At 48.5% G+C, this 25,321-nt stretch carries 19 protein-coding genes and 1 pseudogene; 12 read left to right on the forward strand and 8 right to left on the reverse strand.

Going from position 1 to position 25,321, the window contains the following annotated elements; genetic code table 11:
• Positions 1-13: 13 nt before the first annotated feature.
• Positions 14-811: a hypothetical protein gene (locus F1728_RS02655; protein WP_155362782.1), complete on the reverse strand. Its 798-nt coding sequence runs from the start codon at positions 809-811 to the stop codon at positions 14-16.
• Between the two features lie 514 nt (positions 812-1,325).
• Here F1728_RS02655 and glgB point away from each other — a divergent pair.
• From glgB to F1728_RS02670, 3 genes are all read left to right on the forward strand, one after another.
• A complete protein-coding gene (gene glgB, locus F1728_RS02660) occupies positions 1,326-3,395 on the forward strand; it encodes a 1,4-alpha-glucan branching protein GlgB (RefSeq protein ID WP_390644284.1) in 2,070 nt (689 codons plus the stop codon).
• A 615-nt stretch (positions 3,396-4,010) separates the two neighbouring features.
• The gene (locus F1728_RS02665; protein WP_155362784.1) at positions 4,011-5,306 is read left to right on the forward strand and encodes a DUF1444 family protein; all 1,296 of its coding nucleotides are present in this window, start codon (positions 4,011-4,013) and stop codon (positions 5,304-5,306) included.
• 29 nt (positions 5,307-5,335) lie between these two features.
• Entirely contained in the window at positions 5,336-6,154 is an 819-nt protein-coding gene (locus F1728_RS02670; RefSeq protein ID WP_155362785.1) for an MBL fold metallo-hydrolase, read from the forward strand.
• A gap of 8 nt (positions 6,155-6,162) precedes the next feature.
• Here the strand turns inward: F1728_RS02670 and F1728_RS02675 are convergent, their stop codons facing one another.
• From F1728_RS02675 to F1728_RS32460, 3 genes and pseudogenes are all read right to left on the reverse strand, one after another.
• Positions 6,163-7,542 carry a LysM peptidoglycan-binding domain-containing protein gene (locus tag F1728_RS02675; protein ID WP_155362786.1) on the reverse strand — a complete coding sequence of 460 codons (1,380 nt, stop codon included), beginning with the start codon at positions 7,540-7,542 and terminating at the stop codon, positions 6,163-6,165.
• Positions 7,543-7,800: 258 nt separating this feature from the next.
• Positions 7,801-9,000 carry a hypothetical protein gene (locus F1728_RS31475; RefSeq protein WP_228030907.1) on the reverse strand — a complete coding sequence of 400 codons (1,200 nt, stop codon included), beginning with the start codon at positions 8,998-9,000 and terminating at the stop codon, positions 7,801-7,803.
• Between the two features lie 276 nt (positions 9,001-9,276).
• A pseudogene (locus F1728_RS32460) lies at positions 9,277-9,546 on the reverse strand (AAA family ATPase); the annotation flags it as partial.
• A gap of 784 nt (positions 9,547-10,330) precedes the next feature.
• Between F1728_RS32460 and F1728_RS02685 the strand changes: the two are divergent.
• The 4 genes from F1728_RS02685 to F1728_RS02700 all read left to right on the forward strand — a co-directional run bounded on the left by F1728_RS02685 (position 10,331) and on the right by F1728_RS02700 (position 15,628).
• On the forward strand, positions 10,331-11,290 hold the full coding sequence (locus tag F1728_RS02685) for a PhoH family protein (protein ID WP_155362788.1): 960 nt from the start codon (positions 10,331-10,333) through the stop codon (positions 11,288-11,290).
• Between the two features lie 63 nt (positions 11,291-11,353).
• Positions 11,354-13,675 carry an HD family phosphohydrolase gene (locus tag F1728_RS02690; RefSeq protein ID WP_145183721.1) on the forward strand — a complete coding sequence of 774 codons (2,322 nt, stop codon included), beginning with the start codon at positions 11,354-11,356 and terminating at the stop codon, positions 13,673-13,675.
• 19 nt (positions 13,676-13,694) lie between these two features.
• Positions 13,695-14,192, forward strand: a complete 498-nt coding sequence (ybeY, locus tag F1728_RS02695; RefSeq protein WP_155362789.1) for an rRNA maturation RNase YbeY — start codon at positions 13,695-13,697, stop codon at positions 14,190-14,192.
• 125 nt (positions 14,193-14,317) lie between these two features.
• The gene (locus F1728_RS02700) at positions 14,318-15,628 is read left to right on the forward strand and encodes a hemolysin family protein (RefSeq protein ID WP_155362790.1); all 1,311 of its coding nucleotides are present in this window, start codon (positions 14,318-14,320) and stop codon (positions 15,626-15,628) included.
• A gap of 8 nt (positions 15,629-15,636) precedes the next feature.
• On the opposite strand, the gene dusB is transcribed toward F1728_RS02700, so the two are convergent.
• The gene (dusB, locus tag F1728_RS02705) at positions 15,637-16,722 is read right to left on the reverse strand and encodes a tRNA dihydrouridine synthase DusB (protein ID WP_155362791.1); all 1,086 of its coding nucleotides are present in this window, start codon (positions 16,720-16,722) and stop codon (positions 15,637-15,639) included.
• Between the two features lie 302 nt (positions 16,723-17,024).
• Here dusB and F1728_RS02710 point away from each other — a divergent pair, with 302 nt between their 5' ends.
• From F1728_RS02710 to xerC, 3 genes are all read left to right on the forward strand, one after another.
• On the forward strand, positions 17,025-18,149 hold the full coding sequence (locus F1728_RS02710; RefSeq protein ID WP_155362792.1) for a hypothetical protein: 1,125 nt from the start codon (positions 17,025-17,027) through the stop codon (positions 18,147-18,149).
• 105 nt (positions 18,150-18,254) lie between these two features.
• The gene (locus tag F1728_RS02715; protein ID WP_228030478.1) at positions 18,255-18,485 is read left to right on the forward strand and encodes a hypothetical protein; all 231 of its coding nucleotides are present in this window, start codon (positions 18,255-18,257) and stop codon (positions 18,483-18,485) included.
• Positions 18,486-18,587: 102 nt separating this feature from the next.
• Positions 18,588-19,502 carry a tyrosine recombinase XerC gene (gene xerC, locus F1728_RS02720; RefSeq protein WP_145443672.1) on the forward strand — a complete coding sequence of 305 codons (915 nt, stop codon included), beginning with the start codon at positions 18,588-18,590 and terminating at the stop codon, positions 19,500-19,502.
• 48 nt (positions 19,503-19,550) lie between these two features.
• On the opposite strand, the gene F1728_RS02725 is transcribed toward xerC, so the two are convergent.
• Positions 19,551-20,537 carry a Gfo/Idh/MocA family oxidoreductase gene (locus F1728_RS02725; protein ID WP_390643320.1) on the reverse strand — a complete coding sequence of 329 codons (987 nt, stop codon included), beginning with the start codon at positions 20,535-20,537 and terminating at the stop codon, positions 19,551-19,553.
• A 581-nt stretch (positions 20,538-21,118) separates the two neighbouring features.
• Between F1728_RS02725 and F1728_RS02730 the strand changes: the two genes are divergently transcribed.
• On the forward strand, positions 21,119-22,393 hold the full coding sequence (locus F1728_RS02730) for an ornithine cyclodeaminase (protein WP_155362794.1): 1,275 nt from the start codon (positions 21,119-21,121) through the stop codon (positions 22,391-22,393).
• A 94-nt stretch (positions 22,394-22,487) separates the two neighbouring features.
• The gene (locus tag F1728_RS02735) at positions 22,488-22,850 is read left to right on the forward strand and encodes a cupin domain-containing protein (protein WP_155362795.1); all 363 of its coding nucleotides are present in this window, start codon (positions 22,488-22,490) and stop codon (positions 22,848-22,850) included.
• A 48-nt stretch (positions 22,851-22,898) separates the two neighbouring features.
• Here the strand turns inward: F1728_RS02735 and F1728_RS02740 are convergent, their stop codons facing one another.
• The gene (locus F1728_RS02740; RefSeq protein WP_145183697.1) at positions 22,899-23,630 is read right to left on the reverse strand and encodes a Swt1 family HEPN domain-containing protein; all 732 of its coding nucleotides are present in this window, start codon (positions 23,628-23,630) and stop codon (positions 22,899-22,901) included.
• Between the two features lie 214 nt (positions 23,631-23,844).
• Positions 23,845-25,308, reverse strand: coding sequence for a DUF1501 domain-containing protein (locus F1728_RS02745; protein WP_155362796.1), 1,464 nt, complete (start codon positions 25,306-25,308; stop codon positions 23,845-23,847).
• Positions 25,309-25,321: the final 13 nt, after the last annotated feature.

The following is a 25,321-nucleotide window of genomic DNA, read 5'->3' on the forward strand; positions in this document are numbered from 1 at the left end:
GATTTGCAGTTTCTTAGAGAGAACCTGTATTTCGGCGACAGGATCCCAGCCACTCACGAAATTCTGCATCAACTGCAGAGAGATCATCCACGTTCAGGATCTGACACAAGGTCAGTCGGCCTGTGGGGTCAGAAGCCTGATTCGTTCTGAGTTTGCGATAGAATGGAGAGAGGAGATTCTTTTGTTGCAGATACAGACAGAAACAACGAGCGTAAGCATATGTCAGAGCTTCCCGATCCGTTCGAATTCTGGCCTGGACCACAAGATCATTGAGAGGTGGAAGCTGATTTCGCTCTAGAGCAGATAACAGGATCTGAACCCTCCAGTTAGTCGTCCCCAAAAGTCGATTACCCTGGTCGGAAAACTCACACTGCTCATGTAGAGAAGCGAGACCTTCGTCAAACCATTCCGGCATGTCAGGATAATCGACCTCGGCCAGTGCGTGGGTCAATTCATGTCCCAAAGTTCCGCTACCTGTGGTCAGGTTCAGGACAATCCGCAACTCATCAGCCATGAAGTAACCATAATAAGATCCGGTCTGCCGCTGATCCAGATCGCGAGCGACCTGCTGATACCGTTCCTGGCTGGAAAGAGCGACAATTGTGACAGGTTGATCTGGTTTCGTGTCAAAATATGAGACATTCAGTGCGTACTCTGTCGGCTGGATCGCTTTGCGGTAAAGTGCATCAAGAGTGCTGACCTCATAATCACCAATCAGAACATAAGGTGCGATGATTAGACAATTGGTCGGTAGGGAAATGCGTTTCTGAATTGCTTGCGCCTGTAACTCGCAAGCCGTCTGAAGCTGCAAGGATACTGATTCAGAAGGTCTATCTGGAAGGGCTTGCCAGGATTCTGGTGGGCTGAGGCGAACGACATTTGCCAGTGCGCGGTTCTCCTCTGTACCAGAAAATACCAGGAGGTAAAATCCGGCGATCAGGCCAAGTGGCCCGGCGATCAGCAGAGTAGTGCGATGAAAAGACAAAAGCAAACCTTTGACAAAGTCGGTCTGACATGAATTCAGACTGCCTCAAATGACAGATGGATCTATCAAAAAGATGACATGTAATTATAGATCACCTGCCGATGGTCCACTTGAGTAAAGCTTGCCGGTTTTTGAAATTTAGAACATGTTGCAGCCCGCTTGAATATATTATCTGCCTTGATCGCCGCGAATTGCCTAATCATCAAAACCCTCATGACTGGTTCAATTTAACAGATGGCCTAATATTGTTCCCGGAGATGCAGAAAGAACGCGGTAAAACCCCATCAAGGATCAGTAACAATCTAACCGAAATCTTGTTATACTGGACTTACCGATTATGATGACGCAGAGGCCGACTGTACCATCAGATACTGAATACAGACCCTTAAAACAGATCAAAATGAGCCAATCTTTTCATCCTGAAACAAACCCAAACCGCCCCAATGTTCCGTGGCGGCCCCAAAGCCTGCACAATAAGATTCAGACTCGTCGACCATTATTTACCTCCGCCGAACTTCACGCACTAAAGACAGGAATGCATTGCACCATGTACCAATCAATGGGAGCTCACCCCGACGAAGTTAATGGAATTAAAGGCACACGCTTCGCTGTCTGGGCACCAAATGCACAGGAAGTCTGTGTGATCTGTGATCGCAACCACTGGAAACATGGAGAAAATCACCTTCATTCCAGTGATGCAGGAGTCTGGTCGGGGTTTCTCCCGGAGGTAGGCCAGGGAGACGCTTACAAATTCAGTCTGCGAGGCCAGAACGGTGAGTTCTTCGAAAAGAGCGATCCCTACGCTTTTTACTCCGAACTGCGCCCGAAGACCGCTTCGATCGTTTATGATATTGAAAACTTCCCCTGGCAGGACCAGCAGTGGTTACGAAAACGCCTGGAGACCAACTGGCATAATGAACCTGTTTCAATTTATGAAGTCCATTTGGGTTCCTGGAAACGCCCCAAAGACGGGCGACAGTTCTTTTCTTATCGGGAACTGGCCAAGGAACTGGTCGATTATGTGCATCAGATGGGCTACACCCACATTCAGCTGATGCCTGTCACAGAGCACCCGTTCGATGGATCCTGGGGCTACCAGACGACCGGTTATTTCGCACCAACCAGCCGGTTCGGCACCCCGCATGATCTGATGTATTTCGTAGATTACTGCCATCAGGCGGGCGTCGGCGTACTTTTCGACTGGGTTCCCGGCCATTTTCCCACAGATGGTCACTCCCTCGGCCGTTTCGACGGCACCTGCCTATACGAACACGCAGACCCTCGCAAAGGGTTCCACCCCGACTGGGGAACCTACATTTTTAATTACGGGCGGAACGAAGTTCGCGATTTCCTGCTGTCGAGTGCCCATTTCTGGATTGATAAGTATCACTTTGACGGCCTCCGCGTAGATGCCGTTGCCTCAATGCTGTATCTGGACTATTCACGAGAGGAAGGGGAGTGGGTTCCCAACCCCAGCGGAGGCCGTGAAAATCTGGAAGCAATTCAGTTCCTGAAGGACGCAAACATCAGCCTGCACGGAGCCTATCCGGGAATTCTCACGATTGCCGAAGAATCTACCTCCTGGGGAGGTGTATCACACCCGGTTTATAACGGAGGACTAGGCTTCAGCATGAAATGGGATATGGGCTGGATGAACGACACCTTGCGTTACATGCATTTCGATCCGATTTATCGATCACATCACCAGGGCGAACTTTCTTTTCGCATGATCTATGCTTTTACAGAAAACTTTGTACTGCCTTTATCGCACGATGAAGTCGTACACGGTAAACGTTCTCTGCTATCCCAGATGCCTGGCGATCTGTGGCAACAATTCGCAAATCTAAGACTGTTGTACGGATATCAATACACAATGCCAGGCAAAAAACTGCTCTTTATGGGGGGAGAACTGGCACAGTGGACCGAATGGAATCATGATAACGAACTTGACTGGAAACTGATCGGTCACGAAAAACATGATGGGATTCGTCGCCTGATCGGTGACCTGAACTACTTATACCGCACCGAAAAATCTCTATATGAGACTGATTTTTCTCAGGAAGGATTCTCCTGGCTCCAGTGTGATGACTCGAAAAACAGCGTATTTGCATTCCAGCGAAATTCGACAGATGATGAGGAGCACGTCATTGTGATTGCAAACTTCACACCTGTGCCAAGGGAAGGCTATCGAATTGGGGTCCCCAAAGCGGGTTACTACCATGAAATCATTAATAGTGACGCCAAGATTTACGGTGGTTCCAATATCGGAAATGCAGGTGGGGTCTACAGCGAGAAAATCAGCAGTCATGGTAAGAACGACAGTATCACGTTGAATTTGCCCCCGCTGGCATTGCTGATTATGAAACCGGTAGCAGCACCGCAGAAGAAAATAAAATCGGACACAAAGTAGAATACGTGTTTTGGGGATGCCAGATGGTACTGAACATCTTCTAGTACCCGTGCAGATAGAGAAATTCTGCAAAGAAAAGGGTGGAAATTGCGGTTCCACCATTCTATGATGTTGAACTTATCAGCACATTTTGCGTGCTGATAAAAAAGGACGCCGCTGAGTGTATAGGCGCTCGCCCAAACAGTCCCGACGAGGGAAAGTTCGGCTATACTCCCCAGCAGCGTATCCTTTGGTGAAGTTCAAGTCAGAGTGAGGAAGTTGCTCGTTTCCTCACTCTGTAGCTGAGAATAAAGCAAACATCGTACCAGCGACAATCCCATCTCAAACGCATTTCCATAAGTCCATATCTCAAAGCGACTTACAATATAAAAATATTATTTCTTTTTTTACAACCACCCTCCAAACTCCAAATCTGCCCTCCTCGAAGGCATTTTGCTGCTTAGATACACAGCAGATGGTTATCAAATGTGCTGCCAAAGATTCAGATAGAGTTATTCCGGGTAATCGTCTACTATGAAGGTTAAATAAAAGAATCAGGGACTTGCTGAGGATTGATGATTGCATAATCCCTCGACTGGTCCAGTCAGAATCATTTCTTGTGCTGATGGTGATTTCTTGTCTGACTTAGAACTTCAAGAATGGTCGCGTTACACGGGACCTGCGTGTTGGTATTCACTATCCTATCCCGGTGACTGGGTCAAAGATGAGAAAGATGGGATTCTGCAACTCAGCCCCCCGGAAGGTGAGTCCACTCTTACTATCAGCTGTCACTGGAAATCAGTCCTGCCGCAGACCTCTACAGTTGCTGGTATGGAAATGGATTTCGATCAACTGTTTGTCAGGCATCGTAATATCCAGCAGCGCACCCCGTTAGCAATCGAACATGAATCGAGTGCCTATTCTGGTGAAGCCATCATTCAAAAGAAACAGAGCTGGTGGCAAAACCTGGTGTCGTGGATCCCCGGTTTCCCCCAGAACTGGCAGTTCTGGAACCTGTGGTTGATACGTGAGCGATCAATCCAGATGGTCGTCACCTATTTTTATGATCCGCGAATTAAAGACGAACATTTTAACATCGTACAGCAAATCTTACACTCGATTCAGATTACTCTCGATCCTGCACAACCTCCAGAACTATTCGCACGGGAAGTCCTGACTCTGGCAGAAGCGAAGTTCCCACTGATTTCTTCACATTTATTACCGGGGTTCCGGCTCAAATTTGGTGAAGCAGAGTTGAATCTGAGCAATTTTTATCGAGCCTATCTGAATTCCCGATCTGAATTCGAGAAAAATATCACGACAGCCCTCGCCACGATTCTGCAGATCAATGAATGGGGAACCGATCAAACGGAACCGGAATTTGAACAGGTGCGGGATCGAATCATGCCGATCCTGTTATCCCGAGACTCTTGGCAGAACCATTTTCCCAATTTTGTCGGGGAGAACTGGATTGCGAATCTGGCCATCCTGTATGTGGTCGACGAATCGAACGCGTACTGGTATATTCATGAGAAGCTGCTGGAAAAGTGGGGAATCAACTGTGAAGAAATTCATGAGTTGGCCCTGACAAACCTGGACCGATATTTTGAGTATCACCAGATCGAGTTAATCTGCATGTCCCGGGAAGACGGGCCAGACATGATCATTCAAAGTAAACCTGATGCTTATAATGCATCTCAGGTACTGAGTCGGGGCTTTTATCAGCAGGCACGCCGGTTTCTGGGAAGCGAATTTCTGGCCGGAGTCCCCAACCGTGACTTTCTGCTGGCGCTCAGCTTAAGTGAGTCACAGATAATTGAAAAAATTCAGCACAATATTGCCTGTGATTATTTGAAAATGGACCACCCGCTTACGGATCAGTTACTGGTTGTCACTGCGGATGGAGTCAGCGAATATTGCGGTGTAGGCTGATTCTGGATTTCTAAAGTGATGAAAGAGTAATGCAACAGGAATTAAATATCTTCTCCGAGAGACCGGGTGAATTCATCACAATGGGAACTGGAACCAGCGTGGGAATTCCCATCGTTGGCTGTGACTGTGAAGTCTGCACATCCCCCAATCCGAAGAACCAGAGAGGACGCACTTCCGTATATATAGGCGCTCCTGAAGGTGGCTTTTTAATAGACACACCACCTGAGCTAAGACTGCAAATGCTACGGGAAAATATCCCCTGGGTTCACGCGGTACTCTATACTCATGGCCATGCCGACCATCTATTCGGTCTGGATGATGTCAGAATCAGCGGTTATCGACTGGAAAAATCGGTTACGCTCCACTGTGAAGAAATCGTGGAACAACAGATTCGCCGTTCTTTCAACTATGCTTTTGAAGAACCTACCCACAATCTTCACCACATGTCGAGGCCAAGGCTGGATTTCCAACGTGTCACCTTGGAACCTTTTGACCTCCTGGGCTTGAGAATTCAACCTATCCGACTGATGCATGGCACACTGCCAATCCTGGGATACAGGATTAATGACATCGCTTTCTGCACCGATGTTAGTCAGATCCCGGAGGAGAGCTGGCAGCACCTGGAAGGTCTGGAGTACCTGATTATCGATGCCTTAAGAATCAAACCACACCCCACACACTTTAATCTGGAACAGGGGCTGGAAGTCGTTGAGAAGGTAAAACCCAGGCGTGCTTACTTCACGCATATCTCTCACTCGCTTGAGCATGAAGAAACGAACGCCAGTCTGCCTGAGCATGTCGAACTGGCATTCGATGGTCTGTCATTGCCCTTAAGTGCGGCGAAGTGATTCTCCAGTTACGGAAGCTGGAGCTTCATTCCCGGCATGATGTAATTTGCATTCTTCAGTAGATCACGGTTTTTCTGGTAGATCTGAAACGCAGCGGAACGTTTACCATAAATCCGCAGAGCGATTGACTCCAGTGTATCTCCCTTCTGAATTACATAGGTCTTCGCTTGTTCGCCGTGAGTGCTGCTTTTAGACTCATCAGGTAGACGTTCAAACAGATCTTCTACAATTTCATCCACATTTTCAGGTTGGATCTGAGAGAGTGAATGCCCAATACGTGTTCCCTTATCTGTGGTCCCTGGTGTCAGAGGCGAGCGGGGGACAGGAATGAACTTACGGTAACTGTCAGGAATTGAATTCATTCCAGTTGAGTCTTCCAGCTGTTGAGAACTCAATGAATTTTCGAGCTGCTTAACGGCTTGCCCAACATCCTGCGCATCAGGAACTCCTTTTTCTGTTGACTGAGACAGTGACTCGATCAGCCCTTCAAACTGAACCGAGCCATTCTCTGATTTGAGCTTAGGCTGAGAAACCATCTGCCCCATTGTTCGTTTGCCTGAAACAGCAGGAGTTCCAGTATTAGTTTGCCGACCTGCTGACTGTGGTTTCATTTCAGAAGTCGGATAGACAGGAATCCGTAATTTCATACCCTCTCGAATGTCATTCGGACTACGAAGCTGATCGCGATTGATATTGAATATTTCCCGATATTTGCGGCTCGTCCCCAAGTAACGAATTGAAATTTCAGACAGAGTTTCGCCTGATCGCACTGTATGAACGCGATACTGCAGCGGACGTCTCTCGCCACTGTTTATTGGCTCTGGACTCCGCTGAGCCGGATTCACCTCCCAGGCATTATTATGCGCGGGTTTACGTGTTTCGTTCTTGAGAGGATCTGAACCTTGCGTTGAATCAGGAGCCTGCGGTTGTGTGAATGTTTGATTCTGGTTGGGCTCAAATTGATCATCTGCAAGATCCGAACTGGTAAACTGATTTTCAATCGTAACTTCTTCTTCCGGAAGTTCGATCTCTTTCAGAAAATCAGGCATTTCTCCCCAGCGTTCGGCGTTGCCGGACTTAGCTTGTCCGCCTGGTTTTGTATGAGAAATAGTTGGAACAGCAACTCCGGTTTCTTTCGTGCCCCGAGGTGAGTCCGAAATTCCGGTCAGAGTCTGCTCACTTCCGAGCTGAGTATCCAGCGGGTCTTTAGTCGAGGAACCCAGATAGGGCGTTCGATCTTTATCAGCGATCTGTTCATCCAGATAGTGGGGGTCATTGAGTTCTGGAATCTCAACGGTGGTATTCTTTTCCTGGCGTAGACAAAATGCGCCAACGAAACCAATTACCAGTAACGCTAAAGCTAAACCGACTTTTTTATCTTGATGCATTAGAACCTCGCCTCGAATAAACGCAGTGTAGTAATGCGTATCGGGCGAAGTTCTTTAAAAGAAAATCAGAAATTGAGCAGATCGGCTAAGCGCAGAAAGATCCTCCTTCCAGTATCACACTTGAGTGGATCATGCTGAAAATACGGAGAACGGTCAGAACAGCCCCATCAGTTGATCAGGCTGTAGTGATTAAATTGATCGGCGAAAAGAGCGTGACTCTGACGTGCCATCTCATCCGGGGGAAGACTACACCTCTGATCAGGTATGCGACTCCTGTTTGCGTCTCAACCGGCTGAATAGATTCTTGTATCTGCCTAGAGCAGGGCCTCTCAGATGGGCAGTCGCAGATGACTCTGATTTTTCTGTTGCTGGCGAATCCAGTCGAACAGAAGTTTTTGATGCAGTTTCAAGCTGACTGTCATGCTGCAAGTCATTTTCCCACGCTGGATAATTCGATACTGCTGAAATCTCTTCCGTCTCAGGCTGAACAATATCATATACGTCTGCAGGATCGGTTTCTTCAGGAACTGAATAATTCCGGATCTCATTCAGTGCATTGAGCAGCCCCTTACGAGTTTCCGAACAGACTTCATAAACCTGGGCAGCCAACAGCTCCTCAAAAGAGCCCTCACCACGTGAAGCCTCTGAAGCAAGTTCCTGGAATACGTCGGGCTCCAGTTGATTCAGTGCCGCTTCTTCAAATTCCAGTTCAGAAGTTTCATTCTGCTCAAGGGGATTTCCCGCGGAAAATTCAACGGTATCTTCAAGATCACTCTCTGATGCTTTAGTTGGCAGCTTCAGCGACTCTATGTCAGATACTCCCTGAGCCTGGAGCTGTGGTACATACTGGAATTGAGGCGCACGCAACTGAAAGACGGAAGTCGTGGACTCAAAACTCTGATGTTTTTCACCAAACAGGGACGCAGGATCGAATCCGCCATCGATGGCAGCATATCGATCAACGACATCTACAAAATCGCCGTATGTTTCTCTCACTGCCGAGAGAACCGGATTTAAATCAGCTTCGGACACCGGTTCCTGATTATCAACCGGAGAATTGATCTCCAAGTCTATTTCTACGTTCGTTTCTACAGGTGTTTGAGAAGATACGGTTTCACTGCCAATCTCGATCGCTTCTAATCCTTCACCAAACGAGAACGGGTCTTCGGTTGAAGCACTCTCCTCGGAGGTTGCCAGCTCTTCAAATATCTCCGAGGGTTCATCTACCAGCTGATGGAGTCGCTCCTCGATTGACTCATCAATGTCATGTTCCAGTAGAACATCATCATCAATAAACTGATCCAGCTCTGTAAGTGCTTCTTTTTTGCGCATTTCTTCGAGGGGGGAGGGAACCGGCAGGGGGTCATTCCAGTGAAGAGGTAATTGCTGCAAGTCTGCAAATGCTTCACGGGCGATCGCCTCATCAACTTCTTGAACATCCTGCATATAGGCCAGCATCAGGCTGTGATCGCAGATTTGATTCAGACAGCGAGGCAACCCGTCACTTACGTGAGTAATAAACTTGACTGCTTCGACAGAAAAACAGCGTTTATTCTGAGTTGAAACGCGATTGATGCGGTATTCAATGTATTCTTCAGATTCCTGTCGAGTCATTCGGTCCAGATAAGTCTGACATCCAATTCTCTGGTTTAACGAAGACAGCGCTGGCTGGATGAGCGTCTCTTCCAGCACCGTCTGTCCGGAAAGCAGCAGTTGTAGAGCAGGCTTTCCGTCAAAAGCGATGTCTGACAGAACCCGTAATTCCTCCAGAAAAGGAGTTCCCAGCAAATGAGCTTCATCGACAATCACAAGTAATGGCTGTCCGTGAACCAGAAAAGAGGAACGGATTTCTGCGGTCAAAGCCAGGCGTAATTCCTGCTCGCTGATTTTTTCATAACAGTCAGTCAAGCCATAGAGCAGTGTCTGCAGTAATGCCCGGACAGTCGGAAAATTGCAGTGCTCCAGAAACTGAATCTGGAACTGATCCTCAAGCCGATTAATCAACTGACGGCAGATAGCCGTTTTTCCAGTTCCCGCATCGCCGGTAAGAATCGTGATTCCATTTAAGCTGGAAATCGTTACCTGGATTTCGTCCAGTACATTCTGGTGTTCTGCTGCCTTGAAAAAACATGCAGGGGAGGGTGAAACGCTAAAGGGTCGATCCTTGAACCCAAAGAATGTTTCGTACATTTCCGATTGCCTTCTGGATGATTTTGACTCAAGAAAAGGACACTCAGAACCTGAAGCGCATCCTGACATTACCGGTCCCGCGTCCTATGGAGAATTCATCGAACAGGCTCCCCCCACTTCTTGAACATTACCATTACAATCGGCAGCATCTGAGCAGGGTCACAGGGGCGCATTACCCAAACGCTAGATCTTGACACTCCCTGGTATTGAAAATCGGAAATATTCCGATTGTGAAGAATGGGTAATCTTACCTGTTCGAGGACTCAGAGGTTCCTGTAAGACATGCGTCTCAATTCCTATCTCCAGCCACTGGTAAACCCTGAGTTGACGACATTTTCACAAGAATGTAAGTTTTTTCCTGGTAATATTTTATGAAAACGTAAGCAATTATACGTAACTCTCTCCTTTTTCTTCCCAGTTTGCTGGAGTAGACTTTATAACATGCTCGAAACTGAGGCCGTTTTCCCTAGTGTTCCGGTCTCTGATTTAATTGCAGTTTTAGCGATTTCAGTGTAGCGAAATTCAAAAATACCTGTCATTATTTCCAAGCTCTGAATTGTTTTATTCCTCATCTCAGGAGGCACTCGTAGAATTTCTGATGTCAGAAGCCACACTTTCTTTCTCTGATCCTGATCAGATCCCGGTTCTGCTGGGAACCCATGATTGTCACATCAGACAAATTCAGAATGCACTGGGTGTGAACGTCGTGCATCGAGGCGACGAATTACGAATCATCGGCGATGATTCGCAACTCCAGAAATCACTTCGCATCTTTTCCGAGTTAAGAGCCATCATCGAAAAGACCGGCCAGCTCAAAAATGAGCAGGTACAAACAGCCCTGTTTGGTGGAAACCCGAGTAGCAAGCAAGAAAAACAGACCCCGGACTCGACGCCTTCGGCTATTGATCTTTATGAAAAGTCCCGAAAAGTACATCCGCGAACTCCGGGGCAGTCTGAATACATCAAGTCGATCCTGGAACACGACCTGGTATTTTGCACAGGTCCAGCAGGGTGCGGTAAAACTTTCCTGGCGGTCGCAATGGCTATAAACGCCCTCCGCACGGAGCAGGTCCGCAAAATCGTGCTGGTACGCCCCGCAGTCGAAGCTGGCGAAAAGCTGGGATTCCTTCCGGGCGATATGCTGGCCAAGGTCAATCCATTTTTACGTCCGCTTCTGGATGCTCTGGGCAGTCTGCTCGACTATGAGCAGGTCAGTCGTTACATGGAAAATGATATCGTAGAAGTAGTACCGCTGGCATTTATGCGTGGTCGGACTCTGGACAACACATTTATCATTATGGACGAAGCTCAAAACACAACAGTGACCCAGATGAAAATGTTCCTGACCCGTATGGGAATGGGATCCAAAATTGTGGTCACAGGTGACGTCTCTCAGATCGACTTGCCCCCCGATGTCTCATGTGGCATGACGGATGCCATCAATCGCCTGCGAAACATAAAAGGCGTCGGACTTACTCAGTTAAAGAATGAAGACATTGTGCGTCATCGACTGGTAGGCGAAATTGTCAAGGCTTACCAGAACGAAGACATCTCCTGATACTGATTCTGACCGCGTTTTCTCAACTTAATCTCATCTTTTCGAACGACTCAGGTTGCTTCCATGGCTTTTTTTGGTCCTAAAAGATCCCGAACGGCGCTTGCTGCCAGTTTGCGTGATTCTTCCAAATTAAGTTCGAGGCTGCGCGAATTACTGAGCAACCGGGGTACACTGTCCCGTCTCAGCGTCTGTCTGCTGACTATCCTGATTCTGATGGTCGCAGTCGAAAGCTGGAAAGCACCTTTTCCCTACCGATTAGGCATGTACTCCGAACATGGGATTCTTGCCAGTGTTTCGTTTGAGGTAGCTAATCCCATCGAAACCGACCGGGAACGGACGCAAAAAGAGTCTGAGGTCCCGTATTACTTCATTCAGAACCCCATCTTGATTGATAACCTTCCCAAACTTCTGAGAGAAGACCTGAAAGCCATCGCCGATGCCAAATCTTTGGATGAACTGAATAGCGATGCCCGTGCTGAACTGGGTTTGACCCCCTCACGTCGGCTGGAACAGTTTGTAGATCAGTTCCCGGAAGAATCTGAGCAGACCTTTGCAGAATTGAAGTCACAGGTCTCCAGTCCTGACTCCAATGATACAAAAAAAATCGACGCAATCATTGAGGATTTTACAAAACTCATTGCACCACTCAAGACCTATGGGATTGTTAACGAAAATGATCTGACGAAACACCAGATTCGCCCCGGTGATAAAATCGAAATCGTTTACAAAGACACGGGAGAACAGAAGAAGGTAACCACCTTTGATATCCGGCTGCCTGACCAGCTCTCTGCAAACAGCGTGATCGGTCGTGAATGGAGTAAATTCCCCAAACTGGATTCCATGAAGTCGGCTCTGTCTCACTGGATTTACTTCCAGGCTCCTACAACACTGGTTTACGATGCTGCCCGAACCCAGACAGAACGAAAACAGGCAAGGCAGGACGTTGAAGAGGTCTACGACACTTTCCAGAGGGGCACAGTTCTGGTCGAACCTGGCCAATTGATCGAAGACAATCAGCTGGCTCTGCTACGAGCAGAGTACGAAACTAAAGAAAAAGCGGTCCCCTATTATGAGCGGGTTGTACGAGTCAGTTTCATTTTTCTGATGTTTATCGTACTGGCAGTCTTAAACGGATATCATCTGCTGAGAAATAAAAGGGCTGTTGCCAGAACCGTCAGCAGATTGAGTATCTATCTGAGCGTCATTGTCTTAACCGTGTTTCTGGGTAGGATTCTTTCCTACGATCCCTGGCGTGCAGAAGTACTGCCTCTGGTAGTCACCGTAATGGTCTTCGCAATCGTCTATGACCAAATCATGGCGATTCTGACAGCGTTGTCGTTGTCCTTGATCCTTTGTCTTTCCACGGGAAGCTCGCTGGGGCATTTCGTGGTATTGATGAGTATTTCTTCAGTGGCGGTTACTTCGCTGGCCACAGTCTCATCCCGCTCCACTTTAATCAAACTTGGTTTCGGCATGGGGTTGACCTACTTTCTGGTCTACTGGGGAATCAACCTGATCAACAGTCAGGAGCTTTCCAACGGCCTGATTGATCAGCAGGTCCTCTGGGAAAGCCTGCAGGGAGCAGGGTGGTGTCTGGCAGCAGGTTATCTGGTTGCCGGCAGTCTTCCCTTTATTGAATCCCTGTTTGGCGTGGTAACGGATATCAGCCTGCTCGAGATGAGTAATGTTTCGCACCCACTACTGCAGGAACTGGTCCGTCGAGCACCAGGTACCTATAACCATTCCATCTCGATGGCTACAATCGGTGAAGCAGCAGCAGACAAAATCGGTGCAAATGGATTACTGGTCCGGGTTGCCGCCTACTACCATGACATCGGCAAGATGCTCAAACCCCAGTACTTCATCGAAAACATGGTCGTTGGGAGTGAAAGTCTACACGACAATCTGGCCCCGGCGATGAGTACCCTGATCATTATCGGCCATGTCAAAGATGGCGTCGACCTCGCTCGTCAACACAATCTACCACAGCCCATCATCGACTTCATCGAACAACACCACGGCACCACGCTGGTTGAGTATTTCTTCCGCGAGGCAGAAAAACAGGCCGACCAGAGTCCAGATCATAAAACCGATGCAGAAGAGTCATCCTTCCGCTATCCCGGCCCTAAACCACAGACTCGTGAAGCAGGGGTCATGATGTTAGCCGACGCCGTGGAAAGCGCCAGTCGAACCTTGAGTGACCCAACTCCGAAACGGATTAAGTCTCTGGTCCATTCACTGGTGATGAAACGGCTGCTGGATGGGCAGTTTAACGAATGTTCGTTGACATTGAGTGAAATTAATATTGTCGAAGAATCCCTGGTGAAATCTCTGATTGGGATCTATCACGGACGCATCAAGTACCCCGAAGAACGTTCTGCATAATCGAGTAATCAACCACGGAATGAACACAACCGACCAGTATCAGATCGATATCCAGAACTCTCAAAATTTGCTCGCGATTGATGAGTCCCAGCTTCAAGACGCAGTCCGCTACCTGCTGGAGTCAGAACAGGTAATCCAGGCAGAGATCAGTCTGGCGATTGTGGATAACCCCACAATCAGGGAATTGAATCAGCAATATCTGTCACACGATTACGACACCGACGTGCTCAGTTTTCTGCTGGAGTGCTCCCAGGATGAGAGTGTGGACCAATCAGTCATCAGAGGAGCAGGGAAGTCGCTAGAAGGTGAAGTCATTATCTCGGCAGAGATGGCAATTTCCATGGCCGAACAATACCACTGGTCCGCTGCAGATGAATTTCTACTGTATGTAGTGCACGGGTTGTTGCATCTGTGTGGTTACGACGACCTGTCGGAAGATGAATTAAAAGTGATGAGAGCCCGCGAACAGCAGATTTTTGATCGCTGGAAATTACAGATTCCTCGCCGTGAAGAGTGAAATATGATCAGAATATTCCCGAGTTACCGATTTATCTCTGAGTTTCCAAAAGGTACACTCTAACCTGAACTGGCCGAGTTCCAGCTTCAACTTCTTCCCCTGATATTTGGTTATTTAATCGACAAATGGTCCCGCTGGTTATTACCGTACTCATCGCCTTGATCCTGTTTTCAGGGTTACTGGGCTTTTCTCTGAGAGATTTCTCACGCAGCCGACTGGAAACACTTTGTACTGAGGCGGGAGTCCCAGATCGATTCAGCGAAATTCTACGTTCACACCCTACCGTCCTGCTGGCCGCTGATATCTGCCATCTAACTGGTGTTATTCTCCTCTCAATTATCCTGACGCGACTGTATATACACATACCGGCCGAATTCAATTCGCTGGTTGTCACCGCTCAGTTTGCGGCTGAGTTGCTGTTAGGACTTTTGACTGCCATTCTGGTTATGTTAACTCTCCCTTGGACTCTGTCCCGCATTGCGGGAGAACAGTTCCTGCAGCGTTCCTGGCCACTGGTTCGCTGGATCCCCATTTTCCTGAGCCCAGTCACGTGGCTGTCCTGGAAAATCGATGAATTCTCACACCGCCTGGCAGGTAAAGAAGAGAACAAGAACGGCCGCGAGGCAAACATCAGTGAAGAAATCCTCTCGGTAGTAGAAGAAGGAGCCCGAGGAGGCATTCTGGAATCGGAAGCTGGCAAGATGATCCAGCGGGTGATGGAACTGCAGGATGAGGACGTTGGAGCTATTATGACCCAGCGAATGGATATGGAATACATTTCCGTAACTGCATCTTTGGATGAAGCTCTGCTCAAATTCATCGATGTAGGACATTCCCGGATCCCTGTAATTGGAGAATCTACAGATGACATCGTCGGCATTCTCTATGCCAGGGAACTTCTTAAGCATTACTCCAAAGAAAATCAGAACCTGAACTCAGCGGAACAGCTCACAATAAAGGATCTGATGTTTACCCCCTTCTACATCCCTGAAACAACCGGAATCGATTCACTGCTGGAAACCATGCAGAAAGAGCATGTCCACATGGCAATTGTCATCGATGAGTACGGCGGAGTAGCAGGTCTGGTCACCATGGAAGATGTTCTCGAAGAAATCGTCGGGGATATCGTCGATGAATTTGATGAAGAAGAGGAGCAGATGATTTTTGAACTGGGTGAAAACCTGGTGGAAGTCGATGCCCGTGTCCACATCGATGACCTGAATGAACAATATGATTATGGACTGCCTGAAGGCAAAGACTTCGATACGATCGGAGGATTCGTAATCACCCAGTTCGGTAAAGTCCCTCTACCGGGAGAAACCATGACCTGGCAACAGTTGCGTATTGAGGTCATTGAATCGGACGAACGCAGAATCAGTAAGCTACGTATCGAACTTGACCCCTCTCTGATGGAAGAAATCGACGCTGACGCCTAGTCATATACTTACCAGCGTTCCACCGGCCCACCAGGCACGGGGATATGCATAACAGGTAATGTGCCTGTCCGCGATCCAGAAGTAGGTCCTTGCGACGCAATATTGCGGATCGCCTGATCAAAGTCTGCCAGTGTCTGGGCACACTGGAATTCATGCCGCAATGCCGGTTTGACGCGCATCGATTTCAAATACCAGTGCCCCATTTTGCGAAACATGGAAATCGCCCGATTCTCGGTGGTCATCTCCAACAGATAGCGAAACTGCCTTAAGAGGAGTTCAAGCCGCTCATCAAAATTACCCGGGGGATCACAGTCTCCTGTCTGCTCCCATTGCACGAGTTGCCGGAATATCCATGGGTTTGCCAGTGCTCCGCGACCAATCGAAACCCCCGCACAACCTGTCGTTTTCAGCATGAAATCCGCATCCGCGATCGAGGTGACATCACCATTGCCTATTACGGGAATGGACTCTACAGCTTCTACGACTTGACGGATGCCATCATGATTTACATTTCCCTTAAACCCCTGCTCGCGAGTACGACCATGGATGGCGACTGCCACGATTCCCACCTGCTCGAACTCCCGGGCAAAGAAGGGGGCTGATAAATCAGAATCATCCCAACCGAGCCGCATCTTGACTGTGACGGGAATTTTGACAGCGTCTACTACAGTCTGCACCAGGGCGACTGTATCACTGGGGCGACACATCATACTGGCCCCGGCGCCCCCCTTGACGATCCGATTCACGGGACAGCCCATATTGATATCGATGGAATCGACCCCGCGGGACTCAAGTAACTGTGCCGCATCGCGCATGTATTCCGGCTTACTGCCGAAGATTTGCACTGCAAAGGGGGAGTCCTCTGGACAGGTCTGAATCAACTGAAGTGTTTTCTCACTTCCAGCCAGCAGGCCCCGAGCATTCACCAGATCGGTGGTTGCCAGCCCGACACCACCCAGTTCCCTGACAATCCGTCGAAAGGGTAAATTTGTGTAGCCCGCTAATGGAGAAAGCAGATATCGCGACTCGAGCTTCAACGTCCCATAACAGACGGCAGGACGAGACGCGGGTTTAGGAGGTAAAGTTTGATTCATGATCATTCAAATTGAAAATATGACAAAGCTTAGATACCAAGTTTTTATTTTAGCAGGGGATCAGACAACTGAAAATACTGACCAAATCAGGCTCTTACTCGCTTAATGACAGCAGAATGTTTCAAATCAACAATGTCAAAATAGGGAGAATAACAAAATATTTCTCATTGAAGTCACCCTACCGATTATGCCGATAAAGTCGATATCGCTTTATTCTAACCTCCACCGCGGGAAATGATCTGGTGCTGATTCGTATTTTGACAATATTGATTGGTTTGTCGAGCCTGACAGGGTGCGTGATCATGCGGACCACTGTGACCAATCCAAATCCGAGGCTCAAAACCGTTGCTGTGGTTCCTTTTTTTAATTTGAGCCAGGAGCCAGAAGTCGACGGACGCCGGTTTGCCCTCGCCTATTATTCAGAACTACAGAAGGTCCCAGGTTTCCAAGTCTTACCAGTCGGTGTTGCTGAAGTGGCGATGGTGGAACATCAGCTGCAGATGAATAATCCGGATGACGTGCTCAAGCTGGCGAAAGTTCTTGACGTTGATGCCGTTGTGATCGGTGCAGTCACTGATTACTCCCCCTATTATCCGCCTCGAATTGGATTGCAAGTCTCCTGGTACTCACCTCATGCCCAGGAATTTACTCCCGGAGTTCCACTCCTGGTCGAAGAGCGGCGTGAGAAAAAATCGGTCCTGAACCAGGTGTTTAAACTGGATCGGATTGTAAATCATGAAGCCAAAAAAGAAGTCCGGTATTCCAATCATCTGGAACGGAAACACACCCGTCAGGAGATGAAAGCCAAGTTCAAATCATATAAGGAATCCGCATCGGCTGAATGTCCACCTGAATCCCAGGTACCTGAGCCTGCTTCCGAACCAGTTTTCAGAGGTCAATCCGATGAGATGCTTGCTGCCTGGCCGCATACACAAAACCAGCAGCAGGTGATACAAGCCTCTGCTCAATCGAATCAGAGCGCCAATTCAACATCCCCCTTTGGTCAGCTTCCGTTGAAAGCTAATCCTGCTGTGAATTCGCCAACTGTTCAAAAATCAATGGTGGCTCCTTCCCCGACCTCACATTCCCTTCCCGAAACAAATTCCACCACAACTCCTTCATACACGAAGCAGTTTGGTGAATTTTGCCCTCCCACCACTGCGACTGAAATCGGCGTCTGTGATCCTCGCCAGCCATTCATGTCTTATACACGGTTGTTTGACGGTTCTGACGCCGCTCTGGTTGCCAACTTACGTGATTACCTGGAAGTCAGCGGAGACCGCCGCAGTGGAGGCTGGGAAGCTTACCTGCATCGGAGTGAGGACTTTATACGGTTTACAGCACATTTAATGATTGTAGAGATGTTAACACTACATGGTGGTCAGGCTGAGCACCAGATGATCTTCAAGGTCAGAAAATATCGATAACCCCACCTCTTAACCGCCGATATTAATTAGTGCGGTTGCTTGAGCACTTCCAACCAATCCTGTCTCTGACATAAGTGCTCTGATGAATAAAAAAGGACTGCTACTGTGAAACAACAAATGAATGTCGTTGCATTGGTAAAAGATTCAGAACGCTATGTTTTTCTGTATGACGATGCCAGTTCTTCCCAGATGCTTCAGACCCTGGGACAATACGCAGCAGATAAAGAGTTGAGCTTCACCTGGTATGATGCAGCAGTCATGAGTCAGAAAGTCAGAAAACTGAGACGGGAAGCTGAGCAGGAACAGCAGACTGGCAGATTACGCAAAACTGCATGAGAACGATGCTGACAGCACTTCTCTCAGACTCTGAAATCCACACATTCATTCAGCCAGACCAGCAATCACATGATATCCTCTGAGCATGTCAGGCCAGTTGAACTGCACGATGCGATTGATAGTTTCCTCAGGTACCTCGATATCGAGCGAAATGCATCTGAACTGACCTTGAAATCGTATTCAGAAGACTTGGGAAGCCTGCTGGAATATCTGACCGAGTACGAAGAGACGCTACTGTCGCCCGATCAGATCGGAATCAGCGAATTACGACGTTACGTCGCGTACTTACATGAGTGTCAGTACGAAAAAACTACGATTGCCAGACGTCTGGCGTGCCTGCGGAGTTTTTTTCGTTACTGTTGTCGCGAAGGATTCACTCAAACGAATCCGGCCAAGCCGCTTCGAACTCCTCGGACCGGAAGAAAACTGCCTCATTTTTTAACAACAGATCAGATTGGTGCGCTCCTGGAAGCGCCACCTGCCAATCAGAAAATGGGCTTAAGAGACAGAGCCATTCTGGAAACCCTGTATTCAGCAGGGCTGCGTGTTTCCGAACTCGTGGCACTCAATGTAAGCGACTGGGATCAGGATGCAAATATCATCAGAGTGCTTGGAAAAGGCCGCAAGGAACGTATTGCTCCCATCGGCAGTTATGCCGCCAAAGCACTCCAGCGCTGGACAGCAGAACGTGAGGGTAAGCCAGAATCTCATCCTGATGCGGATGCTCTTTTTCTGAACCGGCTAAAGACGCGACTGACATCTCGTAGCGTCGGCCGGATGCTGGAGAAATACCTGCTGCAGACAGGCCTGGACAAAAAGACCAGCCCACATACACTGCGGCACAGCTTCGCTACACATCTGCTGGATGGCGGTGCCGATTTGCGAAGTGTTCAGGAAATGCTGGGGCACAAAAGTCTGACAACCACACAGATCTATACTCACGTCAGCACCGCCCGCCTGCGTGAGACCTATGAAAAAGCCCACCCGCATGCTCAAAAGCAATATAAGAAACGCTGAGCGGCACTATTAAGACTGCTGCTCGGATCCAAAGAATCAGGCAGCATTTTAATCGACCTGATATATTTGAGGCGTCCCTGATTCCAGACTGCAACGGGCCAGTTGAACCAGCCGGATCGCCTGACAGACATCTCTGATATTCGCTACAGGGATAATCCCGCCCACAGCTCTGCGACAAAAGTGATCCAGCATGACTTCCAGTTCCTGACGGTCACTTTTTAGTGATTCCGTGATCGTTTCTGTGTCATTTTCCCAATGGATCTCATCCGGTGAATGAAATTCTGCGTGACCGTTCCGGCAATGAACCTGATGTCGGGGATAAAGTGAGTCAGTCGACTGCTGATGTTGTTTAATATCAATTAGTGCAAAACGCTCGGCAGCAGTGACCGGATCTGGTAGAAATTCGATTTTAATTCTCCAGTGATCCTCTGACTGAATACTCGAGTCTGAATGGAAACTGGAATGGACTTTAACCGGCTTGGTGCGCATGACGTAACAACACCAGTCGATTAATCCGACCAGAAAATCAGTTTCATTTTTCTGCCCCGGAATCTCCACCTGTTGATCAGCTGCAGGCCGACAGGTTTGCAGATGGATCGAAACCGGCTTACCAAGCCGTGTGACAACCAGTTCAAAAAAACGACTGGTGGCCTGGGAATAACGACGGCTGAATTCCGGCATTAATGTTACCAGTTGATTGGTTGCCCGCTCATGAATTTCCCCCAGGAGATTCAGATCTTCTCCCAGACTGCCGGCAATATACACGGGGCGATGCTGCTGACTCAGCACCTTCAATGGATAGTGATTCATCCATTCTGAATTTAACAGCAGGAAAGCGTCAACGGGATACCGGGTGGTCAATGCCTCAATCCCTGAGGCGACCGCTGCATTCCATTGAGATGAAACCTGTTCCGCTCGACTGCGCACCGGATCATAGACGGCTTTGATCTGGATTCTTTGATCCATCATCCGCAGGACGGGTTCATAGCGCTGCTCCCAATATGGGCCGAGCCCTATTATTCCAATTCTGACCATACCAGGAACATTACAATTTGGGAAACAGAATGAAACAGATTACATTCTCCAGACAGAACCTGATCAGAAATTCAGAATCCTCTACCCAGAGATCCAAGTGCAGAAACAGATATGATATTCATTAAATATGTATAGAATCAAGACTGTATGAGCCGGTCGCCATCGATACCATGAATCAGTGAGCTACATTCAATCAAGCTGGCCGATAATTCTTATATACATTTACCAGGATGACGCTGACAGATCAGGCAATCAGCCCCTCGACGTGACAGAGATTCTCTAATGAGATTGAATTCAGGCAAAGTCAATCGAATGCTGTTTTCCAGATCTCAGTGAACTCAGCAGCCATCACCTGAAAATCGAATTTCCCGCTCGCATCGTGTCTCTCGCGAAAAATTCCCATCTTACTGCAAAATCTTAAAAAGACAGCAAATAATTTGATAGTCAGGAGTTCAAACAAATTTTGGGTGTATGTTTTTTAGCTGAATTACGTAGAATTATGACTAGAGATCATTCCAAATCCAGTATTAATCAGTCCTTTTCGCCTGTCAAAAGGACTGATTCAGAAAGGTGAGCCAGTTATGGGTGATAATACCGATAAACCATCCGATCTCCAGAAGCAGAGTTCACTCAGTGTCAGCGAAGAAATCGAATTACAGGGCCATATAATCGATAGTCTGCTCCTGCCCAAGATTCTGGATGAAATTACGGTTTTGGGTGGCGATTTCTCGATTGATGAGATTTCAATTGGTCATTCCCGGTCTGACAGCAGTCGGGCCCAGATCAAAGTCACTGCCCCCGATGAAAAAACGCTACAGACAATCCTGACTCAGATTGCCCAACATGGGGCAGTTCCTCTGGAACAGCATGACTGTCTTCTGGCACAGGCTGACATGGGTGGCGCATTTCCGGAAGGATTCTATTGCACAACCAATCAGAAAACCGAGATCCGTGTTGATGGAAACTGGATTCCGGTATCGCTCCAGGAAATGGACTGTGGCATCGTGGTGAGTAAAGATCATAAATCAGCTCACTGCCTGCCGATGGCTGATGTTCAGGAGGGTGAACTGGTCGTGCTGGGTACCCGAGGCACACGTGTCTTTCCCATAGATCGAGGTGCACCAGAAGTTGCGGGTTTTTCATTCATGAACAGTACTGTCTCAAGTGAGAAACCCAAGGGCGTTACAGTCCGTGAAATCGCCGCCGAGATGCGACGCGCGAAGCAGGGAGCCGGAAAGATACTGGTGGTCGCCGGTCCTGCGGTAGTACATACCGGGAGTAGAGCCTATTTCAGCGAGTTAATCAGGGAAGGGTATGTCAATCTGCTGTTCGCCGGGAACGCTCTGGCTACCCACGACATCGAAGAATCGTTTTATGGGACCAGCCTGGGAATCTCTATGGAACATGGTGGATCCAGTGAAGAAGGACACGAACACCATTTACGTTCAATCAACCGGATTCGTCGTCTGGGTAGTATTCAGAATGCAGTCGAGCAGGGGGTCTTAACATCAGGGATCATGTATGAATGCGTGAAGAATCGGGTCCCCTTCCTGCTGGCGGGAAGTATTCGTGATGATGGTCCCTTGCCGGATATCATCACAGATACGGTCGATGCGCAGCGAAAAATGCGTGAAATGGTAGAGGGAGTCTCTTTCTGTCTGATGATCGCTACCACTCTGCATTCGATCGCTGTCGGGAATCTGTTACCGGCCAGTGTCAGAGTGGTCTGTGTGGATATTAACCCGGCTACTGTCACTAAACTGGCAGATCGCGGCACATTTCAGACAGTAGGGCTGGTTACTGATGTGGAACCTTTTCTCAGAGTGCTGCTCGATGAAATCAATAAATCATCGTAAGGATTTTGTTAGCCGGATCGCCTTGTTATACTATAAGTAAATCAGGCATTATTTGCCTCTAATTCAGCCTGTTTCCTCCGAAAGGGCATTCGCCATGCAGGAATCGACTCAAAAAAAATATCACGTTGCTGACTTCGCTCAGATCGAAGGGACCGCTTGCCCTTGTGGGACTGCCCGCCGCGCATTTGCTGATGTAGATGAGTTTCCCGGAACCCTGCACGTTACCGAGATATCTGAAACAGCAGAGCTGCACTATCATCGCAAACTGACAGAAACATACTACTTCCTGGAGTGTGGTGAAGATGCGCAAATGCAACTCGATGAAGAAATCATCCCTGTACACGCCGGAATGGCTATCGTAATACCTCCCGGGGTCCGTCACCGTGCTATCGGCACCATGAAAATCATCAACATCGTTTTTCCGAAGTTTGACCCTGCTGATGAATGGCTCGATTGAACCACTTTCTCGAAATACGATCAGCAGTTAAAAAGAGGCGGCGGTTCTTTATGTATTCACCGTCGTTTCACTGCAATAAGGGCAGGACTCTCCGTAGATAATTTTCCCACAATTCGTACATTCGTGTGCACCGTAGGATGGCTTATCGGGTGTTACCCAGCGCTGGTAAGCCAGAAACACGAATACGGCTGTGACGAAGATAGCAAACAGAATTGCTAATCCACCAGTACCGTAAGAAAAGAATATTCCCAGATCGATCACGATTCCGCAGACAAGAAAGACGATCGCATCCCGCAGACGCTCCCTGCGGTTATCCGGGGAATCGACAATTACCTGCTCCTGGTACTGCAGGATCTGATACAGCAATTGATCACGTTCTTTCTGGAGTTGCTGTGCTTCTTTCCTCGCACCAGCGGCGGACAGCAAACGGGCAGCGGTATCCAGAATACGGAGTGTATCGTCAGTGTTAATCTGGCTCTGATGAGCCCAGCGGTTTCGATACTCTCTCAGTTCGCCCACAAAGCTGCGTTCCAGAGGAGTGAAACGGTTACGAAAGACGCTGTTCCAGTGATCCCATAAAATCAGGAGTGTTGAGTGCGCGTCCCAGCGGATTGCGTCACCTTCAGGCTGTGAAGTCAGGGGAGAGTTACGGAAGCTCTCTTTGGCACGGTCAATCCAGCTGTCCTGGTAAACCGCTTTCATTTCCTGCTCAATGACGGGATAGAGTCCTGTCCCCAGTAACTCTAGAGCCAGCTTGATGCGCTCATTATCACCTGCCACGCAATTCCCCTCTTCCGCCTCACAGAATATTTCCCTAAAGCCAAACTCGTGAATCCTTTCTTAAGTTTCCTGATACCAGAACAATACTTCCTTTTTTTAGGGAACAGGTCAAGCACGCAACCGGCAGATTCAATTAAAGCAGGGGATTTCTTTGTCCACTAATCTGGTAGAAACGATTTAGCAGGCCTTTGCGGTGGTTAATTGCAAATGAGATTCAGGCAATCAGTTCATCCACCACACGGCCGTGAACATCAGTTAACCTGAAATCGCGACCTGCAAAGCGGTAGGTCAGACGCTCATGGTCAAATCCGAGCAGCTTCAAGAGTGTCGCATGCAGGTCATGCACATGCACCTTATTTTCAACAGCAGCAAATCCGAATTCATCGGTCGCCCCGTAGGCTTGCCCACCTTTAACTCCACCTCCAGCGAGCCACACAGTGAATCCGTGATTGTTGTGGTCACGACCATTCATTTTGCCAGCATTAGCTCCGGGTGTGGGGAGTTCCACAACCGGGGTCCGTCCAAATTCACCACCACAAACAACGATCGTATCCTGCAATAATCCACGCTGTTTCAGGTCTTTGAGTAATGCTGCAATTCCCTGAGAACACTCACCAGCCAGACGACGATGATTCTTCTCAATTTCATCGTGGTTGTCCCAGGGCTGACCGGCACCATGCCAGAGCTGCACGTAGCGAACACCACGTTCCACCAGCCTACGTGCAATCATCATCTGACGGGCATGCACTCCGGAGCCGTACATATCGTGGATGTGCTGTGGTTCCTGGCTGACGTCAAATACATCTGATGCCTGCATCTGCATACGATAAGCCAGCTCAAAAGACTGAATCCGGGACTCTAGGGCAGACTCCTGTGCCCGAGCTTCCTGGTGACGGCGGTTCAATGCCTGCAACAGGTCAAGTTGTCGACGCTGCTCTGGCAGGGACTGCTTCTTATTTCTGATATTGCTGATAAGTTTCTCAATATCAGTATGTTTGGTATCAATGTGCGTTCCCTGATAGGCACCCGGCAGAAAAGCAGAACGCCAGTTAGCAGATTCCGTAATGGGATATCCCCCCGGGCACATCACGACGAAACCGGGGAGATTCTGGTTTTCGGTCCCCAGACCATAAGTCACCCAGGCTCCCATACTCGGACGTGGCTGAATCAAATCGCCACAATTCATCATCATCAGGGAAGGCTCATGGTTCGGCACATTGGTATACATCGAACGTACGAAGGCGATATCGTCGACACAGTCTCCCAGTTCGGAGAACAGCTCGCTGACTTCCAGACCACTCTCGCCGTATTTTTTAAATTTAAACGGTGAGGGCAGGGCGGCCCCGGTTTTCCGTTCTGTCCGCAGGTTTTCCGTCGGCAGCATCTTACCAGTGTACTTCGCCAGCGCAGGCTTGGGATCGAATGTATCGACTTGAGAGGCCCCACCATTCAGGAAGATATGAATGACGTGCTTGGCTTTACCCGGAAAATGAGAGGTTTTCGGTGCCATAGGCGATTCTGTATTGACCCCAGAAGCTCCCTCAGCAGAATTCAACATTCCTTCAGAAGCCATCAGTGAGGCGAGTCCGAGCGAGCCCAGACCGGCACCGCACCGCTGCAACATCTGTCGCCGTGTTAAAATCGGATCAATATTGAAATGTGGGTTAATATCAGCCATGAGTTCAGGCTCC

Origin of the sequence: Gimesia benthica, from assembly GCF_009720525.1 — a bacterium.
GTDB classification, from domain to species: Bacteria; Planctomycetota; Planctomycetia; order Planctomycetales; family Planctomycetaceae; genus Gimesia; species Gimesia benthica.